We start from the raw sequence: 21,256 nt of genomic DNA, 5'->3' as shown, positions 1-21,256 counted from the left end.
AAGCTCGATTTTGAATGTCCGCTTTGGGCTGACTGCGGTCCTTTGGACTAAAAATGCGGACGGCTGCAAAGTCCGCATCGCGGGAATTGCAAAGTCTTATTACGAATGCCCGCTTAGGGCTGTCAACAGTCCTAGACACGGGAGGCAGCGAAGGTCGATGACGAGCCCTTTTTGACAAATACGAGGATGCTCTTGAATGTCAGCTTCTGCACAAGGCTGTTCGTGTTTTGAAATTCTGAAGAATGGCCAAAGCACTTTGCCAATCAGCATAAACTCGATACTTCTTCAGGGTGGAGGATATGAATGACAACGGTTGCAAGCTGGCTAGCTGGTCTCGGGCTGGATAAATATGCTCAAGATTTTCAGAAGGCGGAGATTGATTTCGATACCATATCGAACCTGCGAGAAGAGGACCTCGTTGAACTAGGTTTGCCGCTAGGCCCACGGCGCAAAATCTGGGCTGCGATTCAGCGGATTGAGATCAACCCACCCAGAACAACTGAAGACACTGAGAAAAATTCGAAAGCGCAAATAGCGTCCAGCTCATCCGCCGAAGGCGAGCGGCGTCAACTTACCATAATGTTTATCGACCTCGTCGGATCAACAGCTCTTTCCGCCCGGTTGGATGCGGAAGAAATGGCCGCTTGCATCAAAGCATACCAGAACGCTGTCGCCGGCGAAATCACGCGTATGAACGGACATGTGGCCAAATTTATGGGTGACGGCGTCATTGCGTATTTTGGTTGGCCGCAGGCGCATGAGGACGAAGCAGAACGCGCGGTGCGGGCGGGGCTTGCCGTGGTCCAGGCTGTGGCGCATTTAGAGGCAGGTGGGCAAAGCCTTGCCTGCCGGATCGGTATTGCCACAGGCCTCGTGGTAGTCGGTGAGTTGGTCGGCCATGGAACTGCGCTTGAACAAACGGTGGTTGGCGATGCGCCCAACCTAGCCGCGCGACTGGAAGCAGCGGCGGGTGCAGGAGAAATTTTCGTTGCGGAGGCAACACACAGACTTGCTGCCCCTTCCTTCCGAACAGAGTCGACAGGCCTTTTAAACATCAAGGGCATTGAGGAGCCAGTATCTGCATTTAAGGTGCTGGGTGAGCGCACCCGTGAAAGCCGCTTTGCGCTGCGCGCGGATGGCATGGCTCACCCGCTTGTGGGCAGAGATCAGGAACTGGCCCTCCTGTTGGAGCGCTGGCGAAACGCATGCAGCGGAGAAGGACAGGCGGTGCTTCTGGTGGGAGAAGCGGGTATCGGAAAGTCGCGCATCATGCGCGCTCTAGAAGGCAAAATCGCAGAAGAGCCACATACCCGTCTTCTCTATCAGTGCTCTCCATTCCATGGAGACAGTGCTTTCTGGCCGGTGACGCAACAGTTGCGGCGCGCAGCAGGGTTTTCGCGCGACGATACCGATGAAATCCGTTTGACCAAGCTTGAGGCGGTATTTGACCGTGCCGACATGCCGATTATTGCGGACCTAATGGGTCTTGATGCACGCGCCCGGTATGGCGCGCATGGTCTCGCGCCCGGACTGCTGCGTTCGCAAACGCTAGAGGTATTGTCCCGACAGGTGCAATTTCTTGCAAAGGCCAAGCCCGTCGCGTTTTTTCTGGAAGACGCACATTGGATCGATCCGACGACGCTGGAGTTGCTCGAGTTGACGATAGATGCGGTGGCAGACGCACCAGTGTTGATGGTTCTGACGTCACGGCCGGACAGTCAGCCGGACCTTGCAGCCCATCCGCATGTGACGCGGCTGGCGCTCAACCGGCTGGGTCGGGCCAGCGTGGACGCAATCGTCGAGCGACTGGGTGGCGCAGAATTGACGGCCGAAACCGTCGAGGCAATTATCCAACGCTCGGACGGTGTTCCATTGTTTGTCGAAGAGCTGACCAAAGCGGTTGTTGAAGGTGGAAAAACAGCGATCCCGGCATCGCTGCACGATTCACTCATGGCCCGGTTGGATCGCACGCCGGAAATAAAGGAAATAGCGCAATCCGCGGCATGTATTGGTCGTGAGTTTGACCTTGATCTTCTGATGATGGCCACAGAACGCGATGAAGTCGAACTGAAGCAGGGTTTGGAGGGACTTGCGAAGGCCGAACTGGTTTTCCGGCGCGGCGTGGGCGAGAACGAGCGGTATGTCTTTAAACACGCGCTGGTCCGCGATGCGGCTTACGAGAGCCTGCTTCTGTCCCGTCGGCGCAAAGTTCACGAGCGGCTGGTCTCAGCGCTGGAAAACGTAGCACCGCCCGAAATCGTCGCACGTCATGCTGAGGCTGCCGGAATGGCCGAGACAGCCATCTCTAATTACCGCAATGCTGGTGACCTAGCGGTCCGCCGTCCGGCTTACCGCGAGGGCGCAGCTCACTACTCGGCTGCGTTACGTCTGCTTGAGCAGAAGGGCAATAGTCCACGCGAGATGTTGTCAGTGGCGACAAAGCGGGGCGTAGCTTTGATCGGCGCAGACGGCTACTCTGCAAAGCCGACTGTTGAAGCGTTCAAACGGGCAAGCAGATTGTTGGTCGGCCTAGAAGACGCGCCGGAATGGCCCGTTGTACGATACGGAGAATGGGTTGGTCGATATGTGAGTGCCAGTCTGCCAGAGGCCGAATTATTAGGACTATCGGTGCTCAGGGACATGCCTGAGGAAGACCCCTATAACTTTAAAAGCATTGCGCATCGTATGGTCGCGACTTCTCAAACGATGATGGGCAGGTTTCGCGAAAGTTTACCGTACTACAACAAAGCTCTCAGCCAATATGATCCTGCGCGCGATGCAGATCAGGCCAGCCGGTTCGGAACAGATGCCAAAGCAGCCGCGAATGCATATATGGCTTTGACGCAATGGTTTCTTGGCAATATTGCAGGTGCCTACGAACACGCGGAAGCGGCGGCTGAGATCGCCAACGCACCTGATCACCCCGCCTTGAGCAAAGCATATTTATTTGGCCATCTCACTTACCTGAAATATCTGAACCGCGATCCGGATGCTCTTGATTGGTCAAACAAAACACTGGCCGTCAGCGATTTGGCAAAAATTGATATCTGGCGCAGAATTGGCCTTATCCCACGCGCGGCCATGTATGCCGAAAAGGGCGAATACGATGCGGCTCTGGCTGACGTCGCTGACTGCAAATCTGCTCTGATAAATGCGAACACATGGTTATTCATCGGTTGTGTCCTGCGTGCCGAGGCTCGTGCGTACATCGGTCTAGGCGCGATTGCCAAGGCGGAAAGCGCCCTGAACGAAATCGATCCCATGATGGAAAAAACCGGTCAGCGGTGGGATGAAGCCGACACAAGATGCGTACAGGCAGAGCTTGCACTTGCCCTGGGCGACGCTGGCAATGCAGAGCGGCGTTATCGCGAAGCAATTGTTGTTGCGCAAAATCAGTCGGCGCTCAGTTGGGAACGTCGTGCAGCCATTCCTTTAGCCAAGCTGTTGGCTGCGCGTGGTGCGCCAGAAGAAGCCTTGAACCTTTTGTCTGACGTTCAAGGCAAATTCACATCCGGTTTTGAAACGCCTGATAATTTCGCGGCTACAGAGATTTTGCATACGCTTGGCGCAGACTAATTTGACCTGACCGCGCTGAAGGAAGGCAACGGGTTCACTTTCGTCGCCCGCAGATATTTGCTGGTTCGCCTACGAGATATTTCGCAGACGTCGGCCGCATTTAAGACCACACGTTGCGTTTGTTCCTTTGCCGGCTTTCGCGGTGAGATTAAAGCGACCATATCTAAGCAGACACTGGAGTACATCTGGTGGTCGGCAGTTTTGTCCGCATGCCGGAAGTTGCAAAGTCCAGTATTGAAGGTCCACTTTGGGGCTGACTGCGGTCCTTTGGAGAAAAAGTGCGGATGTCTGCAAAGTCCCGCAGAGCCGACCTTCTGACGACTTGGTTGAACGTCTGCATCGAGCCCGTAGCGGCCATTGCTGAACCTCGGGCCAACTTCCGCTTGTCGGCAAGGAGGCAGAAACCATTGAATGACCTCTGCCTCATCACTTCATCTATTGAAGAACTCAGCGACAGCATCGGTTGACGCCTTCACGGCCTCTGGCTTGTAGTAGAAGTCCACATGGGAGAACTCATCAAACGCCAGTTCTTGGTGTTCGTTTGTCAGCTTCTCGACAAATTGGGTTGAGCAAGGGGCCGTGAAAGCCGAACTGCTATAGATGGTCAGGGACGGCTGCACGATCTTGTCGGCGTAGGCTTCTCCGATAGAAATCAGAGACTGCATGCCCTGATCGCCGATATGCAAGTTGGTATAGGTTGGAACCGCAACCGGCCCTTTTACACCGTCGCGACCGTAGTAGTCGTAGGATTCACCAGCCATCGGATTAACGCCCGATCCGACAAAGTCCTCTCGGGATTGTTCATCGTCAAGGCCAAAGGGAGCGACATAATCCGGTTCGCCTGTTTCATACATCTTCTGCATCGATGCGTTCGAGGCTGCGATCTGCTGGTTGACCATATCGCGGTCGGTCCATTGGAAACCATCAGCCGCCATCATGCCCGACACCATGGCGATTTTCTTGATCCGGTGATCGGTGACTGCTGCCGATGCGATGATCGAGCCACCTTGGCAAACGCCCAGACCGTAAATCTCGTCAACAAACGGAAGTGTGCCCAGGTAGGACACGGCGTCCCAGGTGTTTTCAATCAGCCGGAACATGTAGCGGGACTGCTTATGCTCCCCGGGCAGCGCTGGGGACGAGCCCATGCCGAGGTAGTCGAAACCGAGGTAGATGAAACCCCGTGCGGCCATTTCCGGCCCGTAAGTGGCCGGAATCTGATCTTTGACCTGCGGGAATGGGCTGGCCCCGACGATTGCTTTGTATGTCTTGGTCTCATCAAAGCCTTCAGGCAGGTAGAGATCGCCCGCCAAATCCACGCCAAAGGATTTGAAGGTGACTTCGTTTTTGCCAGCTGTGAGATTTTGGGTTGTCATAGTCTTGGTCCTTTCAGGGTCAGGCAGCTTTGCGTCTTGCTAAAGTAAATCGTTGTGTTTACTTATGGTGGAGAGATGGCGTTTGTAAACATACCTTTTTACTTTTTGAGGCAAAAATCGTGAAACGCACTGAAAAAAAACGAAAAGATATCATCGATGCAGCCATCGATGAGTTCCGTGAGCAGGGGTTTCTGGGGGCAAAGACCACTTCAATCGCCAAAAAGGCCAACGTATCGAGTCGCACGCTCTACAACCACTTCGAGAGCAAGGAGGCCCTTTTCGAGGCCATCTCACAGATCATGGTGGAGCAGAACCGGAGCATGGAGCCAGTGTCCTATGACCCGGATCGCGATTTCGTCGAACAATTGAAAGAAGCCTTGTGGCGTTATATTGGGGTGATCACTGATGAAACAGCCATCGGATTAAATCGAATGGTCATCTCAGAATTGATCCGTGACCTTGACCGGTCCCGGCAATTCTTCAGTGAAACCGCGACACATGACTACCCGATAACGAGGCTGATCAGCGAAGCCATGGACGCAGGTGTGATCCGAAAGGCTGATCCGGTTTTTGCGACCAACCAGCTTCTGGCGCTCGTCAAGAACTTCTTCTTCTGGCCAGAGTTCTTCCTTGGTGAGAACCCAACGCCGAAAGACGTATTGGACGATTGTGTCGCGATGTTTCTAAAGCACTACAAAGCAGACGTTTAATCGGGCATCGAGCCCAGAGTGACCAATGCTGCAATAAGCACTAAGGCCAGCTAAGCACCGACAGCCGACATCAATTGCAGTTTAAACTGAGATAGTGCGCAAGGTCATTGCACGCGCACCATTCCCAGCTAAATCTGATTACATCTCCACAACGACTTTTCCGACTGCAGCTCCATTTGTCAGGTGCGCATAAGCGGCACCGACATTCGTCCACCCAAACGTCTGTTCGTCAACAATCGGTTTGAGCCCGCCGGCGTCTGCCAGTTCCGCTAGTGTCCGCAAGATGTCCCCATGGGTTTGCCGTTCGACATCGTGCATCATCGGGATCAACATGAAAACGACATGCAGAGACAGACCTTTGAAATGCGCGGGCGTCAAATCAATCTCGACCATCGCAACCGTTGAAGCGACTTGGCCATTGAGTTTCGCCGCTTCGAACGAGTTCGTCATATTCGGTCCACCCACGCTGTCAAACACCACGTCGAAGCCTACACCATCGGTGTGCTCAGCCACGTAGTCCTCAACCTTTTGCGTTGTGAAGTCCAAGGGACGTGCACCGATACTCTCGATCAGGGCCATCTGATCTGCGCCACGACCTGTCGCCGAAACGGTGGCGCCGAGGTGTCGGGCGATCTGAACGGCGACATGACCAACACCACCGGCGCCGCCTTGGACGAGTACGGTTTGCCCTTGGCCAACATCGGCGCGCGTCAATCCTTCGTATGCGGTGATGCCAACGAGAGGCAGCGCTGCGGCTTCTCGCATGCTCAGCGTCTTGGGTTTGTGGGCAATCAGGCGGGCGTCCGCATTAATGTACTCTGCCAAAGAGCCCGGCAAGTCCATTAAGCCTCCGGCACAGCCATACACCTCATCGCCCATGGCAAAACCCGTCACACCTTCGCCAATTGCGACGACTGTGCCAGCAAAGTCCATGCCGAGCACCGCGGGTAGTGCGGGGGAAAGGGGTAGGTCAGCGCCCATGCTTCTGATCATTGTGTCGACGGTGTTGACGCTGGCAGCGGATACTTTGACGATCACCTGTCCAGAAGTCGCGACCGGGTCGGGCATATCTACAATCTCGAACGGCGCATCTGGCCCGTATGAGTTTAGAACCATTGCTTTCATTGGTTTGATCCTTTTTGTGACGTAGTGTCAGGGGCACGTTGCAACAACGCACGCCTGACGAGACCGATGTCTTGGGGAGAAAGTCAGTTGATGTCCTGCACCTGCATCACCAGATCGCCCCATTTGCGCTGGTTCTCGATGTCGTGCTCTAACCCTTGTTCATCCGCGATGGTGAAACGTTTGACCGCCGGGGTTTTGCTGGTGGCCTGATAGAGCCAATAAGCCTCGGCTTTCAGCGCCTCATCAATGGGTTTGTCGATTGATTCGTAGACCATCTTCTTGCAGGCATTGATCGACTCAGCTGGGAATTTTGCAATCCGTTCGGCCAGTGCGGTTACATATGGGCCAATTTCATCCGGCTCCAACGCCTTGTTGATGGTGCCCAAACGCTCTGCATCATCCGCGTCATAGTCCTGCGCGCTCAGGATGATCTCAAGTGCTTTGCCAAGACCGGTCTGGCGCGCCATGCGAGAGGCGCCACCGCCGCAGGGTAAGATGCCCATGCCGACCTCCATCTGCATGAACTTGTACTTTCCTCGCGCGGCAAAGCGCATGTCGAGCGCCAACGCCAATTCGTGTCCCCCACCGCGTGCAAACCCTTCCAGTTTTGCGATGGTGGCCTGCGGCACCTTGCTGATCCGTTCGCAAACCGATTGCAGGTCCAAAAGCTGTGCATCGTCACGAGATACCGCCTCGGTCGACATATCCTTGAGAAGCTCGGTGTCGTAGTGGCAGACCCAGATTTCCGGATTGGCGGATTGGAAGATTACGACCTTGGTTTCGCGGTCACGCTCCAGCCGCATTGCCAGGCTGTTGAGATCGGCCAGCATTTCCTGGCCTTGCACGTTCACGGAACCAAAGTTGAATGTCACGGTGGCGAGGCCGTTTTCAACGTCTACGTCAAAGGTCTGAAAGTTCTCGTATTTCATCAGGCAGTCCTTTCTTGGGCCTCCACGCGACATGCGTGAGGGGTGTCGAAGAGTTAAAGGTGGAAGTGTGTGGCGCTTTCGCGACGCGAGGGTTAGCCAGTCCGGCTAATCAAGTCCCTGATCGTGGTCATGACGTCGGCAATGTGATCTTTGTCCCGCGCTGCGGCATGCGGATTTGTGAAAGCACCAATATCATTGTCAAAATAGGCACCTGACGCATCGGCGAACCTCTCGCCTAGCGCCGCTTCAATCAGGATATCGGCGCCAATGCTCATGTCGTTGCCGGAAACGCCAAAGCCTTCTTTCACCATCTTTGAGGCCAAAAGTGATCCGGGATTTACAGCAACGATTACCGGTGTTTCGGCTCGCGACTTGGCCCAATCCTGGGTCCAGATGGTGATAGCCAATTTGCTTTGGGCATAAGCTTCCATATCCGCCAGCGGCACATTGCCTTGCATGGCTTTGATGTTTACCGGGGCTTGCGCTGCCGATGACAGGTTCACAACGCGACCGTCAGCGGTAATGATCGGCAGCAGCAATTCGGTCAGCAGATAAGGTGCGAGCGTGTTCACGACAAAACGGATGTCCTGCCCATTCTCAAGGACGGATTTCGAGGCTTTCAAAACACCTGCGTTGTTGATCAACACATCCAGTTTGTCATGCTTGGCCCGTACGCTTTCGGCCAGATCTCGCACCGCGGACAGATCGCTTAGATCGGCGACATAGGTTTCGACATCACCGCCGACTGTGGCAGCAGCACTCTCCAATTTAGATACGCTACGACCATGCAAGAGCAATTTGTGCCCGGCGGCTGCTAGCTTCTTTGCCGTGAGCAAGCCAATGCCGTCAGTTGAACCTGTAATGAGAATAGTCTTGGTCATTGGTCTGATCCTTTAAGAAAAGTCAGGCAGCAAAGTATCCGCCAAGTGTTCGAGGGTCGCCTCGATGGGCGCTTGATTGAACCTAAGGTTCAGTGCGACGTGATTGACCCCGAGCATTTCAATCTCGCGCAGATAGCTGCGAAGGAAGTCAGTGCCAGATTGAAACCCAAGATGGATCGGGCGAGGAGGGGCAGCTGGATCAGCAACGACATCGACGTAAAGCGATTGCATGACCGGCTTGTCTGATTGGCCCGCGGCCTTCACCCGTCGCCGGTAATCCGCGATGACCTGCCCCTGAGCTGCGGCGTTGCGCGGATAGGTCATCCAGCCGTCGCCGTTCTGTGCCACCCAATCGGGCGTTTGCTGGCTACCACCGGTAATGAGCATCGGCAGGCGGGCTCCATACGGTTTTGGCAATAGGTCAATCCCACCAGACAGCGTGCCCTGAGCGCTTTCATGCTTGGGATAGTCCGATCCAACCGCGCGGATGTAGTCAACGCTGTCGCGGAAACGTTCATCCCTGTCATCATAGCTCTGGTTCATCGCCGGGTACTCCTCGGGGCGGTCGCCCGAAGCTACACCCAACAACAACCGTCCACCCGACAGCACATCTGCGGTCGCCGCTGCCTTGGCCACATGTGCCGGGTGGCGCAATGGTAGAATTACACTCGACGTTCCAAGCGCAATCCGGTCTGTCACCGTTGCAAGAGCACCCAGATAAACAAAGGGATCGAAGACCTGTCCGGGATCACCAAAGCTTGGAACATTAAACGGCACGTCCCGCAGCCACAGTGCTGCAAACCCAAGTTTCTCTGCCCTCTGAGCCGCTTCCAGATGTTCCCGCAGCGTCGGTTCTGCGCCGACTGCGTATGCTTCAAGCGGTAACACAAGGCCTACGCTTAGACGCCCCGGGCGAAACATCCGGTTGTAGGCCACGTTGATTTGTGCAAACTCAGTCGGCTGCGTTTCATCCAACATGTTAGGACCCCCTTTTAATAGCGCACCAAAGTGCGGCTCTCGATGCTCTTGCGAATGGTAGTGACATTTGGATCCTCGACCATATCCAGCGCGCTATGCGCAATCGATGGAAGGCCGCGATTGTCGTAGATGTTAAAAATCGCGACTTCATCTGGTGTCATCTTGGATAGATAGACCCACTCATGTTCGGGGTTTCCCACTAGCCCCATGATTTGCCCTTTGCGTTCAGGGTAGATCAGGTCCAGCAGGATCCAGTCAGACGGATCAACCGATGTTGGGCGAACAAAGCCAAGCGGTGCTGAATTGATAGGATGACCCACAGGGCGCCACACATTGACAAAAGCATAGTGACCTTGCGCCCATTCCGCTGCGGTTTCGGCGCCCAACAGGTCGACAAGCCGCTGTTCGGCTCCGTCCTTGCTATAGTCACTGTGGACGTTGCGCGCGGGTTTGCGTGTCGCACCAGGATCATCTGTGCGGACGGTATGATCAAAAACCACAACTTCGCACACACTCAGCCTGTCCAATAGCATTGCTGTCAGTTCTGCATCGTATGTTGGTTTCCAAGCATCCCTGGCAAAGTCTTGGACTTGCGTTTTCAGCGGCATGAATTCGACAGCATCGGACGCAAATTTAACTGTGTTGGTCGTAGCGCGGGTATCTTCTAACGTAACGGCTGTGGAGGCCAGTTCGGGGGCAACCAGATTACCGGCAATCCCGCCTGCATCTAGTTCAAAGGCTTGCCGGTAAGGCTTGTGAACGTGGTAGTTGACTGTGGCTATCCGCGTCATTTGCGCCTCCTTCCTACGCTTTGTTGCATCAATGAAAGGGATTTAACGCCAATCTATTTGCATATAAACTGCCAATTCATGGATTGATAATACGGGTTTTCGATATAATGGGACTTGATACAGATGCACTGCGATTGTTTGTAGCAGCAGCGGAAATGCTGAACATAAGCGCTGCTGGGCGCGCACTGGGTATGGCTCCAGCGGTTTCGAGCGCAAAGCTCGCCAAGTTGGAGCAGAACCTGGCTTCCGAGCTTTTGCATCGCACAACGCGCAAAGTGTCACTGTCCGTCGAAGGTGCCGATTTCCTGCCTTTTGCCCGAGAGATCATCGCACAGGAGGAGGCGGCGCTTACGGCCTTGGGCAAGCAAACAGCCGCCATCCGAGGCACATTGCGCTTCGCTGCGCCTAGCACTTTTGCACAGCGATACATCGCACCGATCTTGCCTAAATTTCTTCAGCAACACCCCGACCTCACACTCGATTTACGTCTGTCAGATGTTCAGTTCGATCTTATCGAAGGGAGTTATGACTTAGCACTGAGGAACGCGCCGCTAGTGGACACCAGCCTGAAAGGTCGAAAACTGGCAGATGACCAGCGCGTTATATGTGCCGCGCCGGATTATCTCGACAAACACGGCATCCCCAAAACTCCCAGCGATCTAACAAACCACCACTTAATTGCTTTCCAAAATCGCCAACCACGCCCGCTTACAGGACCTGCCGGCAAGGATGCGGTTTTCGATCCCGCATCCGCCAAGGGTCAATTGATAATCGATGACGGCCAAAGCCAGGTCTGCGCAACGCTGGCCGGGGCCGGTATTTCTCTGAACGCTCTGTGGAGTGTGCATGAACACCTGAAATCAGGCCGGTTAACCCAAGTTCTGCCTAACTTTGTGGCCAAAGAAGATAATGTTCTTTGGCTTATCTATCCCAAGTCCAATGTATTATCCCCTAAAGTGCGGGTGTTCATGGATTTTCTGATCGCAGAGATTGGGGCAAAACCACCTTGGGAAACATGAGCGCAAAACAGGTCAAGTGCGCTTTCATACATCCTGAAGCCAAGGTCGGGAACAGGCGCTAAGCAGACGTGCCTTGTCCAATCACAAATGTCTGGTTTGTCCGCATAGCGGTCGCTCGCGATACTCAGGCGAACGTCTGCACCGAGCCCATTTGGACCAATGCTGCACGATGCCCCAATGACAGCAAAGCGCGGATAGGGACCTTTACAAAGTTTGAGGACCGGCCCAGTGCTGCCGTCCAGCGGACACCTTCGATGCTGCGGTGCGGCCCGTCAAACCTGCCGTTCGCTACCAGTACAATATAGGGTATCAGTCGAGCGAACAGTTCGCGGATTTTCTGGACCTTCAGCCCAACGCCTCACACGTGCGCAAACGGTCCCAACCGTGCCTTCCCAGCAGAGTCAAGCGCCGCATCGGAGCTTGACCGAAGCGGCCAATAGTCAAACTCGGGCACAGGGAGTTGTGAGAGGTTGAGCACACGATACTAAATTTTAGGTGAAGTCTGTTATCTGTCCCTAAAAATCCAGTTCTGTGTCGCAAAAAAGTATTTAGACAGGCAATTCCGACTTGGATTCGTCTATCTGCTCAATGTCAACCTCGGCCAGCGAAGAAATAACGCAATCCGCAGCCGTTAGTTCACTCTCGTGATCTTCATGAAGAAGACCTACGCAATAGAAACCACCATTCTTTGCCGCTTCGACACCGGAAGAGGAATCCTCGATCACGATACATTCATCCACATTAAGCCCCAGCCCGCTGGCGGCGGTGAGGAATATATCAGGGTTGGGTTTCCCTTTTTCGACATCGTCGCCTCCGATAACAACCGGAAAGGCATCCAACAAACCAGCTTTTTCAAGAACGGCTCGGACATTGGCGCTGCTGGAAGCGGCCGCCAGACCGTAACCCTCCGACTGGCATTGTCTTACGAGGTGCACAGCAGCATCGAAGACACGAAATTCGCCTCGCTCGATCATTTCAACATAATAGTCATTTTTTTTGTCTGCGGCGGTTCTGACTTCATTTTCCGAATGCCGGGTCATGACCGCTCGCGCCCCGTCATAACGAGGGCGCCCATCGACAAGCCGCCGGTATTCCGCCCTTCCAAACTCATACCCGTATTCTTCGAACATGCGTTTCCAAGCAGCAAAATGCGCCGGTACGGTGTCGACCAAAACACCATCGAGGTCAAAGATCAGTCCTTTGATCGGCATGCTGAATCTCCTGGTTCGAGCCTGTGCAAGAAACACGTAGCATGTAAGGAATTTTCTTCAATCGGCTGGCATGTGAATGTTTATCTGGCATAATTATTCACACTGCCAAGCTTACGTTACCGGACAATGTTGAAACAAATGATTGACGTTAAAAAACTTCCATTTGAAGAACGCGCCCAGTGCGCTGCCTATATGCGCGCAACTCACAACATGTCACAGGTAGAGATAGGGGCAATTCTTGGTGGCCTGTCTCAACCGCATGTATCGCGGTTACTGAAACACGCTGAACGCCAAAACTACTTGGTCATCGAACAACGCTTCGTCAAAGAACAATTCTCAGACGAGTGGATTGCCCAGATGGACGAATTGCTGGCACCTTCAGGGCTTAATTCTGATCTGAAACGATATTGCAACAGGAACAACCTCAGACCGCCTCGGCTTGGGGTGTTTGAAAGCGGCCCGGGGAACACCGAGGCTGCGCTGTCACAGCGCCGTACCAGATTTGGACGAACCGCATCCGGGCGATTGATAGAACTGATTGAGAAATCGAACGTCATCGGCGTTGCGTGGGGTCGAACAATCAAGTCCCTGGCAGAAGGGATTGCAGCCTCAAGGCAACCCATTGATAAGTCGCAAAAGACAGAGTTTGCAGCGGTTTGCGCAGAATTGATGTCACTGGCTCAGCATGGATACTCGGCCAGCCGGCTTGCCGGAACGTTTGATGAGTTATTTAACGAACAGCCGGAGGATAGCCCTCAGCTCACTGGTTTTCCAGCATACATACCCCGTCACTATGATGAGACCATGCGCCGTTCCATCTGGCAGTACATCTCTGACACCCCGGGATTTCACCGCGTGTTTTCGGGGCCTGACGCGCTAATTGATAAAATGGATATGCTGATTTCCAGCGTTGGGTCTTCAAGCACTCCAGTTCTGGGCAGTTTTGAAGAGCTGGTTCAGGCAGGCGGGTTAAGGGCTGATGATCTTCGGCAATTGGTTGTCGGGGACCTTGGCGGCATTTTGATCCCGAGAACCGAGATTTCACAGGCCAAGATGGATCTGATTGACGAACTGAACGGGCTGTGGACCGGGATCAAAACAGAACATATCAAGGCCATCGCAGATCGGGCATTTGACGATCCTGATCAAAGTGGTGTTGTGGTCGTCGCAATTCAGAAGGAGCGAGGTGATACGGTATTCGAACTGATCACCCGAGGGCTTGTTAACGAATTGCTCATCGATCATGCGGCGGCGGAACAACTGCACACGCGCGTTGCCGAGGCTCTTGAAGACTGACTGCATCACCTCGGCAAACCTTGACCGATACCTGCGAAAATTGCCTGGGCGTCACGCTGGCTGCGGCGCGACGACCACTTTCTCTCCTGCAATCAAAGTAACGGGATGCCCCATTACCTCGATAATTTCTTTAGTGCCGGACGGAGCGATGAGCTCAAACCGGCACTCGTCGTGGGAAATCGCGACCACGACGTCATTTCCTTTCCATTTCAGGTTGAACCGGATTCCGGACCATGCCTCGGGCAGCCAAGGTTTGAACGTCATCTTGCCGTGCTTGACCCGGAACCCGCCAAATCCACAAACAAGCGACTGCCAGGTACCACCGGCCGAAGCGATATGCATCCCGTCCTGCGTGTTACCCTGATTGTTGACCAGATCAACAAATGCAGAGCGTTCGAAATAGCGATGCGCCGAAGAAATGTCGCCGACTTCAATCCCCATGATCGAATGAATGGCGGGGCTAAGTGAAGACTTGTGCATCGTACGTTCCTCGTAAAACGCGTAGTTTGCCGCTTTGACCTCATCCGAGAACTCATCAGGTAAGAGATAGTTCAACATGATCACATCCGGTTGTTTGAGCAACATTGAACCATTCAGCGAAAAGTGATCATGCCCTTCGGGATAGACCGGCATACGGTTTTTGTCCCATTCCGTGATGGGAATGTCCTGAAGCTGAAAGTACCCTCCAAACTGCTCGATTAGATTACGAGACGGGTCAAAGGGAACGTAGATTTTTTCGGCGGCTTCAACCCACTGCTCTACTTCGTTCGCTGTCAGACCCAACCGGTTCAGAAGGTCTTCGTGGGTCAGAGTTGGGGTTTCGCTGAGTTCAGCAAAAACACGTGCGGATTGCTCCAGATGCCATTTCGCCATTCGGTTGGTGAACGTGTTGTTGTCGACATGCTCGTGAAACTCGTCCGGCCCAATAACGTTTGTCAGCTCATACCGGTCCTTGTCTTTGTTCCATTCCAGCCGACTGATCCAAAACCGACTGGTTTGATACAAAACCTCGGCACCGAAATCGCGAAGGAAATCCTTGTCTCCGGTCGCCGCAACATAACTGAGGATGCCATATGCCACGCATGCGGTGACGTGAATCTCTTCTTCTCCAGTCCAGATACGGTTCGCACCGTCCGCTGTCCATTTTGGCGTTGTCTCCACTCCGGTATCAGCAGATTCCCATGCGAACTGCGCGCCCTTAAGCCCATTCATTCGGGCGTTCTCAAGTGCGCCGTTCAACGTGTTGTAGCGGTATTTCAGAAGGGCTTTGGCCGTCTCCGGCTGCGTGAAAATGTAGAATGGCAGCAGGAAGATCTCGGTATCCCAGAAAACGTGCCCTTTATACCCCTCGCCTGACATGGACTTGGCGCCGATGTTCGCGCGCGGGTCGTTTTCGTTTGCGGCAATCAGCAGATGATAGATGTTGAAACGCATTGCGCGCGTTGCTTCTGGATCACCCGTCACCACACAATCACAGGCGTCCCATTTTTCGCGCCAGGCTGCGGCGCTTTCGCTCAGACAGGCGGAAAACCCCTTGGCATGCGCGGTCTCAAGGGAGGCTTCGCACTTGGCCGCCAATTCCGCGCCGTTCAGATCTCGCGATGTATAAATCGACACCAGCTTTTCGAAAGTCAGACTTTGCCCGTTGAGCGTCTCGACAGAAACGATTTGTGAAACCTGCTCATAGCCACGGTTTGCTACTTTGAACTCGCTGAAGGCAGGACAATCCAAGGCAGACGCCATGCCAATCGAAATGCCAGTGTCCAGTGTCAGAGCTTCGATATAGGACGCATCGCTGCTTGCATGTGACTGAGTGACCTTCAAGTGCCGGCTTTTGGCCCACTTCTCCCATTTGACTTCGGGGTGGAAGACGGGATTTCCCTGATAAGCTGGCAGGCGGTCCAGATTGTACCGTTGGGCATCCAGGGCGCTTTCGACAGTGATTTCGGACGAGTGGTTTTCTGGTGTGACGGTTAGGCGAATGCCGCAAATATGCTGATCGGAAAAACTGGCAAAGCGGATGCTGGTGATGCGAGTGCGACGGCCTTTGCTATCTTCAAACACCGTATCTCGGTGGAGAAATCCGGTCTGCAGATCCAACACGCGCTTGTGTTCGACCACTTTGCACGTTTGGACATCCAGAATTTCACCTTCGACACGGACCCGAAGCGGCAGCCAGGTAGGCACATTGACCTGATCGATCACCGTCGAGTCATGGTGATCGTAAACACCGGCCAGATAGGTGCCAGACAGCTCTCCTTTGTGGCCCTCTTCCAGCGACCCACGTGTGCCCTGATAGCCGTTGCCGACCGTAAAAATGGTCTCCTTGAAGTTCGCTTCATCCAGATTGAATTGGGTTTCTTCGATCAGCCAGTCGCGACTGCTCAGCATTGTCTGCATGTCAGGGCTCCATTCGGGTGATATTTCGGATAATTCAGTCGCCGTAGGTTTCGGCAATCTGACGTTCGGTTTCTTGCAGTGATCCGTAGACATCCAGCTCGCTGCTCGAGCAGCGCTGCGCTCCCGCACAGTTTCCGAACTGGCAGGCTTTGACGAAATCGCCAGTCTTGAGGTAGCCAAAAGCCAAGCCACCAGCAAAGCTGTCACCGCAGCCCGTGGTGTCGACCACATCCTCGACAAGCACTCGCTTAACCAGATGTTCCCGCATCCGGCCGGTTGCATCCTTGTGGTAGACGGCGCAGCCGTGTTGATCCAGCGTGACGTAGAGCGCCTTGACGCCCAGATCCAGGCAGTGTTGGGCGAACTTGGGCAACTGGTCCATCGTGAGTTCGCTTACTTCCTGCAACTCGTCAGAACCGTATTCTCCCTTGAACCAACTGCATTGAGCCTCCTCCAAATTCATCTTTAGAAGGTCGATATGCGGAAGCCAGCGATCTCGGTCGATCCAAAATTTATGATACCGTTCACCATGTGCTGAACACCCGCTGGTGGGACCATGTGCATCAAATACAACCAGACCATCGCTGTTGGCCTTGATGTAACGGATCGTTTCCAACGGAACCTCGAAATCCGTGATCGGAACGAAAACGAAAGCCTCGCAATCCATCAGGTCTTCGATGTCGTCGGGCAGGATCGGGTTCATGAAACCCGTTTGCTTTTCGTTGCGATGGTTCTGATCGACGTAGACCAGATCGATCACCGCGCCCTGATCGGCGTCGCCTGTAACATGGCTGACATCCAGATACGGAAACTCAGACAGCAAGTTGCGAACATTGTCGACGTCCGACCTGCGCACATGGCTGACGACGTTGATCCGCGAACCCGGACCGGCCAGCGAAGACATACAGACCGCTGTATAGACCGCGCAGCCAAATTTATTGAATTTCTCACCCTGATAGCTGGTGATATTGTCCCTTGGGATCGGGCCAAGGACTGCGACATTGATCTTGTCAGACATTTCGGTCCCTTGCTTTTATTCGCTGTATTGTCGACGGGCGTATGCGTGATTATAGCAGCTTCAGTTCTGATAGATCTGTTCGCTGGTATAGAACCCGCCGTCGATCACCGTGCTGTCGATCGTATCTTTTGACACTGCGAAGACAGGGGTGATAACCGTCCGGATTTCCGCGAAACCATTGTCGATCAGCGTATGCTCACCGATCAGTTCGCTGATTTCGGCATCCGGAGACTGCGCTATTTTCACGGCAATATCCGCCGCCTCATAGGCCAGAGGCTTGATTTGCTTCCAGATTTCCAGCGCCTGTATGTCATTGGCGACCATTTGGACATTCTTCAGATCAGCATCTGACCCGGCAACAAAGACCTGATCAGCTGATGCCAGATCCTCATCCGACAATGCTGCCAGGACTCCAAAGGCAAGCCCGCTGTTGTTGGCGATGAACGCATCGATGTCGTTGTCATATTCGACCAGTAGGTTCTCGGCAGTGTCTCTGGCCATATCGGGAGACCAGTCTACATGGCTTCGATCCGCAACAAGCTCGAGCCCAGGATGATCGGCAATCACTTTCAGCACACCGCTGCTGAGCGCTTCGGCATTGGCATCACCAGGCTGACCGCGAATCAGGGCGACCCGGCCTTTGACCTCACCGCGGGTATCATTCAGCCAGTCAACCATCGCTTCGGCCTGAAGCTGCCCGACAGCCCAACTGTCCTGCATGACCATGACGTCAAGCGGCCCGTCCTGCAGCATCGAGTCGTACCCGACCACTTTGACGCCTTGATCGTGGGCCAAATCAACAAGGGCACCAGCGGTTGCGGTGTTGACGGGTTGCAGGACCAGAACGTCCACCCCCGATTCCAGCATTTCCTCAACCTGCTGCAACTGACGCAATGGATCATTGCCGCTGCTATCAAAGATCACATCTGCGCCTTGGGATTCCGCGCGCGCAATAAATAGGGATTTGTCAGTCTGGTATCTGGCTTCCTGCATGGTCTTGAGCAGGAACCCGATTGTAGCGTTGTCCTGCGCTGCCGCGATCATTGGCAGCGATGCGGATAGAAGGCCGGCCAAACCCAAAGCTCTGAGGCCGTCTGTGCGTAAGGTTGCTAAAATGGACTGGACCATCGCTTACCTCCCAACTGTCATTCAAGTTTTCGGGGATTTTGGCTTTGCCCCCGGTGCGTGTGACCGGGGGCAGGCCAGCAACATTATTTTTTCTGCATCACATCGAACCAGACGGCGAGGATGATGATCAGGCCCTTGATGATCAACTGATAGAACGTGACCACACCAAGCAGGCTCATGCCGTTGTTCAGGACCCCGATCAGCAGGGCACCGATGATGGTTCCACTCACCTTGCCAGAACCACCCGCCAGACTGGTACCGCCGATAACAACGGCTGCAATCGCATCAAGCTCAAACATGGTTCCAAGGTTGGGTGAGGCACCGTTAAGGCGAGAGGCCAGGATGATACCAGCCAGCGCCGACAGAACCGAAATGACCGTATAGACAATCATCTTGGTGCGGACGACGTTGATGCCGGAAAGGCGAGCCGCATCCTCGTTTCCGCCAAGCGCATAGAGGCGGCGACCAAAGCGGGTGCTGTTCAGCGTATAGATCCCCGCAAACGCAATGACTGCAAAGATCGCAACAGGAACGGGGATCCCTTTGTAGCTGGTGAACACGTGGAAGGCCAAAGCAAACCCGCCGATCATTACGGCCCCGTTGACCAACAGTTCCTGCATATTCACTTCGACGCCATGCGCCTTGCTTTGCTGAACATCCCGGAAGATCGAATAAACAGCAAGCGCAGCACACAAGATCAGCACGATACTGGACATCATCGGCGGGATATAAGCACCACCAATCAATGGAAACACATTACTCGTTACCGGTACAGAACTGCCGTTGGTCAGGGTCAGAGCCAAACCGCGTGCAATGGTCAGCATTCCAAGGGTTATGATGAATGGTGGTATGTTGAACTTGGCTATCCAGAACCCGTTCCACAGACCTATTCCGACACCCACGATCAAAAGGGTTGCAGGCACCGCCAATATTGTCGGCACGCCCCATTGCATCATGAGCGTACAGACGACCGCTGATAACCCGACGACAGAGCCAACGGATAGGTCAATACCCGCAATCAGAATGACCATAGTCATGCCTACGGCAATGATCCCGATGATGGTAACCTGACGGGACAGGTTGCTAAGGTTCCTCGCGGTGAAAAACGCGTCGTCGGCAAAGCTGAGCCCGACGACAAGCACGATCAACGCAATTAGCGTCGCGTTGTCCTTTATGAAGTTTATCAGGTGGTTTTCCTTGGCGCCATTGACGCCAACACCTGCAACGTTGCTGTCAGCACTCATTTGCTTCCTCCCTTATGCGCTGCCGGTGGCATACGCCATGATTGCTTCTTTCTTCGCTTCGTCCCGTTCAAAGTTCGACACGATCTCGCCTTCGCACATCACCAGAATCCGGTCGCACATGCCCAAAACCTCGGGCAGTTCGGAAGAAATCATGATGACGGTGACACCCTGCTGGACCAGTTCGTTCAGCAGTTTGTAAATCTCGACCTTGGCGCCGATATCGATCCCGCGCGTAGGTTCATCCAGAATGAACACATCTGGGCGCGAGTTCAGCCACTTACCCAGAATGACCTTCTGCTGGTTACCGCCGCTAAGCGTACCGATTACTGTGTCAATCGAAGGTGTTTTGACACCAAGCTGGTCGACATATTCCTTAACGACTTTGCGCTCCTGCTGAGTGTTGATAATGCCCAGAACCTTTGAACTGATCGTCTCAAGCGAGGAAATCGTCGTGTTGAAGGAAATGGATTTGTCCAGAAACAGCCCCAAAGCCTTACGATCTTCGGTCAGCAGCGCGATGCCGGCATCAATTGCGTCCTTCGGCGATTTGATGTCCAGCTTTTGCCCGTTCAGCTTCACTTCACCGGTAGTCTGGTCCGGATAGGCACCGAATACACCGCCAACCAGTTCGGTCCGGCCAGCGCCCATTAGCCCGGAGATGCCCAATATCTCGCCTTTGCGGGCAACGAAGCTAGCGTTCTTGACCAGATAGCTGCCAGGCAGGTCGGGGTTTGTGACGGACAGATCGTTGACCTCCAAAGTCACCTCACCCGGTGTGAAATCGACCTTGGGGAACATATCTTTGATGTCGCGCCCGACCATTCGGGCGATGATCTGATCAAGCGTGATATCCGCGATAGGCGTGACTTCACCGATGGTCTGGCCATCGCGCAGAACCGCAATCCGGTCGGCGATCTGCTCGATCTCTTCCATCTTGTGCGAGATGTAGCACATGCAGACGCCATCGGCTTTCAGTTTGCGAATGATGCGGAAGAGATCCTTGACCTCTTTGTCCGTCAGCGCCGACGTCGGCTCGTCCAGCACCAGTATCTCGGCCTTGAGTGACAGAGCTTTGGCAATCTCGACCATCTGCTGTTTGCCCACGGTGATATTCTGCACCAGATCGGTCGGGCGAATGTCGTTGATGCCCAGTTCGGTCAACAGCTTTTGTGTTTCAGCAAATGTCTGGTTCCAGTTGATCCGGCCCTTGGCGTCAGTGAACTGGCGATCCAGAAAGATGTTTTCGGCAACCGACAAACCGGGGATCAGGTTGAGTTCCTGATAGATGATGCCAATGCCTGCTGCCTCGGCCTCTTTCGTATTCGCGAACCGGACTCTTTCACCGCGCAAAAAGATATCGCCCTCGTAAGTTGGATAGGGCCAAACCCCGCTAAGCACTTTCATGAGCGTGGATTTGCCCGCTCCGTTTTCTCCCATCAACGCCAAGAGTTCGCCCGAGCGGGCTTCGAAATTGACATTGTTCAGGGCGCGAACACCGGGAAAATCCTTGATGATACCCTGCATTTTCAGGACGACTTCAGACATGCTTTTTCCCATCACATTCAGAAAGGTAT

General features: G+C 54.1%; 16 protein-coding genes. 4 read left to right on the top strand and 12 right to left on the bottom strand.

What is annotated here, in order from left to right:
* The first annotated feature begins 303 nt into the window (after positions 1–303).
* A complete protein-coding gene (locus tag ACR3EQ_RS20405) occupies positions 304–3,576 on the top strand; it encodes an AAA family ATPase (protein ID WP_480491913.1) in 3,273 nt (1,090 codons plus the stop codon).
* 431 nt (positions 3,577–4,007) lie between these two features.
* Here the strand turns inward: ACR3EQ_RS20405 and ACR3EQ_RS20400 are convergent, their stop codons facing one another.
* Complete coding sequence (locus tag ACR3EQ_RS20400) at positions 4,008–4,952, bottom strand: alpha/beta hydrolase (RefSeq protein ID WP_480491912.1); 945 nt, start codon at positions 4,950–4,952, stop codon at positions 4,008–4,010.
* Positions 4,953–5,071: 119 nt separating this feature from the next.
* Between ACR3EQ_RS20400 and ACR3EQ_RS20395 the strand changes: the two genes are divergently transcribed.
* Positions 5,072–5,662, top strand: a complete 591-nt coding sequence (locus ACR3EQ_RS20395) for a TetR/AcrR family transcriptional regulator (protein ID WP_480491911.1) — start codon at positions 5,072–5,074, stop codon at positions 5,660–5,662.
* A 138-nt stretch (positions 5,663–5,800) separates the two neighbouring features.
* Here the strand turns inward: ACR3EQ_RS20395 and ACR3EQ_RS20390 are convergent, their stop codons facing one another.
* The 5 genes from ACR3EQ_RS20390 to ACR3EQ_RS20370 all read right to left on the bottom strand — a co-directional run bounded on the left by ACR3EQ_RS20390 (position 5,801) and on the right by ACR3EQ_RS20370 (position 10,366).
* Positions 5,801–6,787, bottom strand: a complete 987-nt coding sequence (locus tag ACR3EQ_RS20390) for a zinc-dependent alcohol dehydrogenase family protein (protein ID WP_480491909.1) — start codon at positions 6,785–6,787, stop codon at positions 5,801–5,803.
* A gap of 83 nt (positions 6,788–6,870) precedes the next feature.
* Positions 6,871–7,716 carry an enoyl-CoA hydratase/isomerase family protein gene (locus ACR3EQ_RS20385; protein ID WP_480491907.1) on the bottom strand — a complete coding sequence of 282 codons (846 nt, stop codon included), beginning with the start codon at positions 7,714–7,716 and terminating at the stop codon, positions 6,871–6,873.
* Positions 7,717–7,808: 92 nt separating this feature from the next.
* Positions 7,809–8,597, bottom strand: coding sequence for an SDR family NAD(P)-dependent oxidoreductase (locus tag ACR3EQ_RS20380; protein WP_480491905.1), 789 nt, complete (start codon positions 8,595–8,597; stop codon positions 7,809–7,811).
* A 12-nt stretch (positions 8,598–8,609) separates the two neighbouring features.
* Positions 8,610–9,575: an LLM class oxidoreductase gene (locus ACR3EQ_RS20375; RefSeq protein ID WP_480491903.1), complete on the bottom strand. Its 966-nt coding sequence runs from the start codon at positions 9,573–9,575 to the stop codon at positions 8,610–8,612.
* A gap of 14 nt (positions 9,576–9,589) precedes the next feature.
* Positions 9,590–10,366, bottom strand: a complete 777-nt coding sequence (locus ACR3EQ_RS20370; protein ID WP_480491901.1) for a CmcJ/NvfI family oxidoreductase — start codon at positions 10,364–10,366, stop codon at positions 9,590–9,592.
* Between the two features lie 107 nt (positions 10,367–10,473).
* Here ACR3EQ_RS20370 and ACR3EQ_RS20365 point away from each other — a divergent pair, with 107 nt between their 5' ends.
* Positions 10,474–11,385 (top strand): LysR family transcriptional regulator, encoded by a 912-nt coding sequence (locus ACR3EQ_RS20365; RefSeq protein ID WP_480491900.1) that lies wholly within the window; start codon positions 10,474–10,476, stop codon positions 11,383–11,385.
* A gap of 548 nt (positions 11,386–11,933) precedes the next feature.
* Here the strand turns inward: ACR3EQ_RS20365 and ACR3EQ_RS20360 are convergent.
* Positions 11,934–12,596: a beta-phosphoglucomutase family hydrolase gene (locus ACR3EQ_RS20360; protein ID WP_170451108.1), complete on the bottom strand. Its 663-nt coding sequence runs from the start codon at positions 12,594–12,596 to the stop codon at positions 11,934–11,936.
* A 138-nt stretch (positions 12,597–12,734) separates the two neighbouring features.
* Here ACR3EQ_RS20360 and ACR3EQ_RS20355 point away from each other — a divergent pair, with 138 nt between their 5' ends.
* Positions 12,735–13,892 (top strand): sugar-binding transcriptional regulator, encoded by a 1,158-nt coding sequence (locus ACR3EQ_RS20355; protein ID WP_480491898.1) that lies wholly within the window; start codon positions 12,735–12,737, stop codon positions 13,890–13,892.
* A gap of 51 nt (positions 13,893–13,943) precedes the next feature.
* Here ACR3EQ_RS20355 and ACR3EQ_RS20350 read toward each other — a convergent pair whose 3' ends face one another.
* The 5 genes from ACR3EQ_RS20350 to ACR3EQ_RS20330 all read right to left on the bottom strand — a co-directional run bounded on the left by ACR3EQ_RS20350 (position 13,944) and on the right by ACR3EQ_RS20330 (position 21,227).
* Positions 13,944–16,292, bottom strand: a complete 2,349-nt coding sequence (locus tag ACR3EQ_RS20350; protein WP_480491896.1) for a glycoside hydrolase family 65 protein — start codon at positions 16,290–16,292, stop codon at positions 13,944–13,946.
* 34 nt (positions 16,293–16,326) lie between these two features.
* The gene (locus ACR3EQ_RS20345; RefSeq protein WP_480491894.1) at positions 16,327–17,310 is read right to left on the bottom strand and encodes a carbohydrate kinase family protein; all 984 of its coding nucleotides are present in this window, start codon (positions 17,308–17,310) and stop codon (positions 16,327–16,329) included.
* 60 nt (positions 17,311–17,370) lie between these two features.
* Entirely contained in the window at positions 17,371–18,438 is a 1,068-nt protein-coding gene (locus tag ACR3EQ_RS20340; RefSeq protein WP_480491893.1) for a substrate-binding domain-containing protein, read from the bottom strand.
* Positions 18,439–18,521: 83 nt separating this feature from the next.
* A complete protein-coding gene (locus ACR3EQ_RS20335; protein ID WP_480491891.1) occupies positions 18,522–19,682 on the bottom strand; it encodes a sugar ABC transporter permease in 1,161 nt (386 codons plus the stop codon).
* 12 nt (positions 19,683–19,694) lie between these two features.
* Positions 19,695–21,227 carry a sugar ABC transporter ATP-binding protein gene (locus ACR3EQ_RS20330; RefSeq protein WP_480491889.1) on the bottom strand — a complete coding sequence of 511 codons (1,533 nt, stop codon included), beginning with the start codon at positions 21,225–21,227 and terminating at the stop codon, positions 19,695–19,697.
* Positions 21,228–21,256: the final 29 nt, after the last annotated feature.

The organism is Ruegeria sp. AN11 (genome assembly GCF_056536005.1).
This window is presented reverse-complemented; position numbering and strand designations above follow the sequence as displayed.

Bases quoted from the DNA above. Each gene is read 5' to 3' on its own strand.
- ACR3EQ_RS20405 (WP_480491913.1), top strand. From the start codon at position 304: ATGACAACGGTTGCAAGCTGGCTAGCTGGTCTCGGGCTGGATAAATAT.
- ACR3EQ_RS20400 (WP_480491912.1), bottom strand. From the start codon at position 4,952: ATGACAACCCAAAATCTCACAGCTGGCAAAAACGAAGTCACCTTCAAA.
- ACR3EQ_RS20390 (WP_480491909.1), bottom strand. From the start codon at position 6,787: ATGAAAGCAATGGTTCTAAACTCATACGGGCCAGATGCGCCGTTCGAG.
- ACR3EQ_RS20385 (WP_480491907.1), bottom strand. From the start codon at position 7,716: ATGAAATACGAGAACTTTCAGACCTTTGACGTAGACGTTGAAAACGGC.
- ACR3EQ_RS20380 (WP_480491905.1), bottom strand. From the start codon at position 8,597: ATGACCAAGACTATTCTCATTACAGGTTCAACTGACGGCATTGGCTTG.
- ACR3EQ_RS20375 (WP_480491903.1), bottom strand. From the start codon at position 9,575: ATGTTGGATGAAACGCAGCCGACTGAGTTTGCACAAATCAACGTGGCC.
- ACR3EQ_RS20370 (WP_480491901.1), bottom strand. From the start codon at position 10,366: ATGACGCGGATAGCCACAGTCAACTACCACGTTCACAAGCCTTACCGG.
- ACR3EQ_RS20365 (WP_480491900.1), top strand. From the start codon at position 10,474: ATGGGACTTGATACAGATGCACTGCGATTGTTTGTAGCAGCAGCGGAA.
- ACR3EQ_RS20360 (WP_170451108.1), bottom strand. From the start codon at position 12,596: ATGCCGATCAAAGGACTGATCTTTGACCTCGATGGTGTTTTGGTCGAC.
- ACR3EQ_RS20355 (WP_480491898.1), top strand. From the start codon at position 12,735: ATGATTGACGTTAAAAAACTTCCATTTGAAGAACGCGCCCAGTGCGCT.
- ACR3EQ_RS20350 (WP_480491896.1), bottom strand. From the start codon at position 16,292: ATGCAGACAATGCTGAGCAGTCGCGACTGGCTGATCGAAGAAACCCAA.
- ACR3EQ_RS20345 (WP_480491894.1), bottom strand. From the start codon at position 17,310: ATGTCTGACAAGATCAATGTCGCAGTCCTTGGCCCGATCCCAAGGGAC.
- ACR3EQ_RS20340 (WP_480491893.1), bottom strand. From the start codon at position 18,438: ATGGTCCAGTCCATTTTAGCAACCTTACGCACAGACGGCCTCAGAGCT.
- ACR3EQ_RS20335 (WP_480491891.1), bottom strand. From the start codon at position 19,682: ATGAGTGCTGACAGCAACGTTGCAGGTGTTGGCGTCAATGGCGCCAAG.
- ACR3EQ_RS20330 (WP_480491889.1), bottom strand. From the start codon at position 21,227: ATGTCTGAAGTCGTCCTGAAAATGCAGGGTATCATCAAGGATTTTCCC.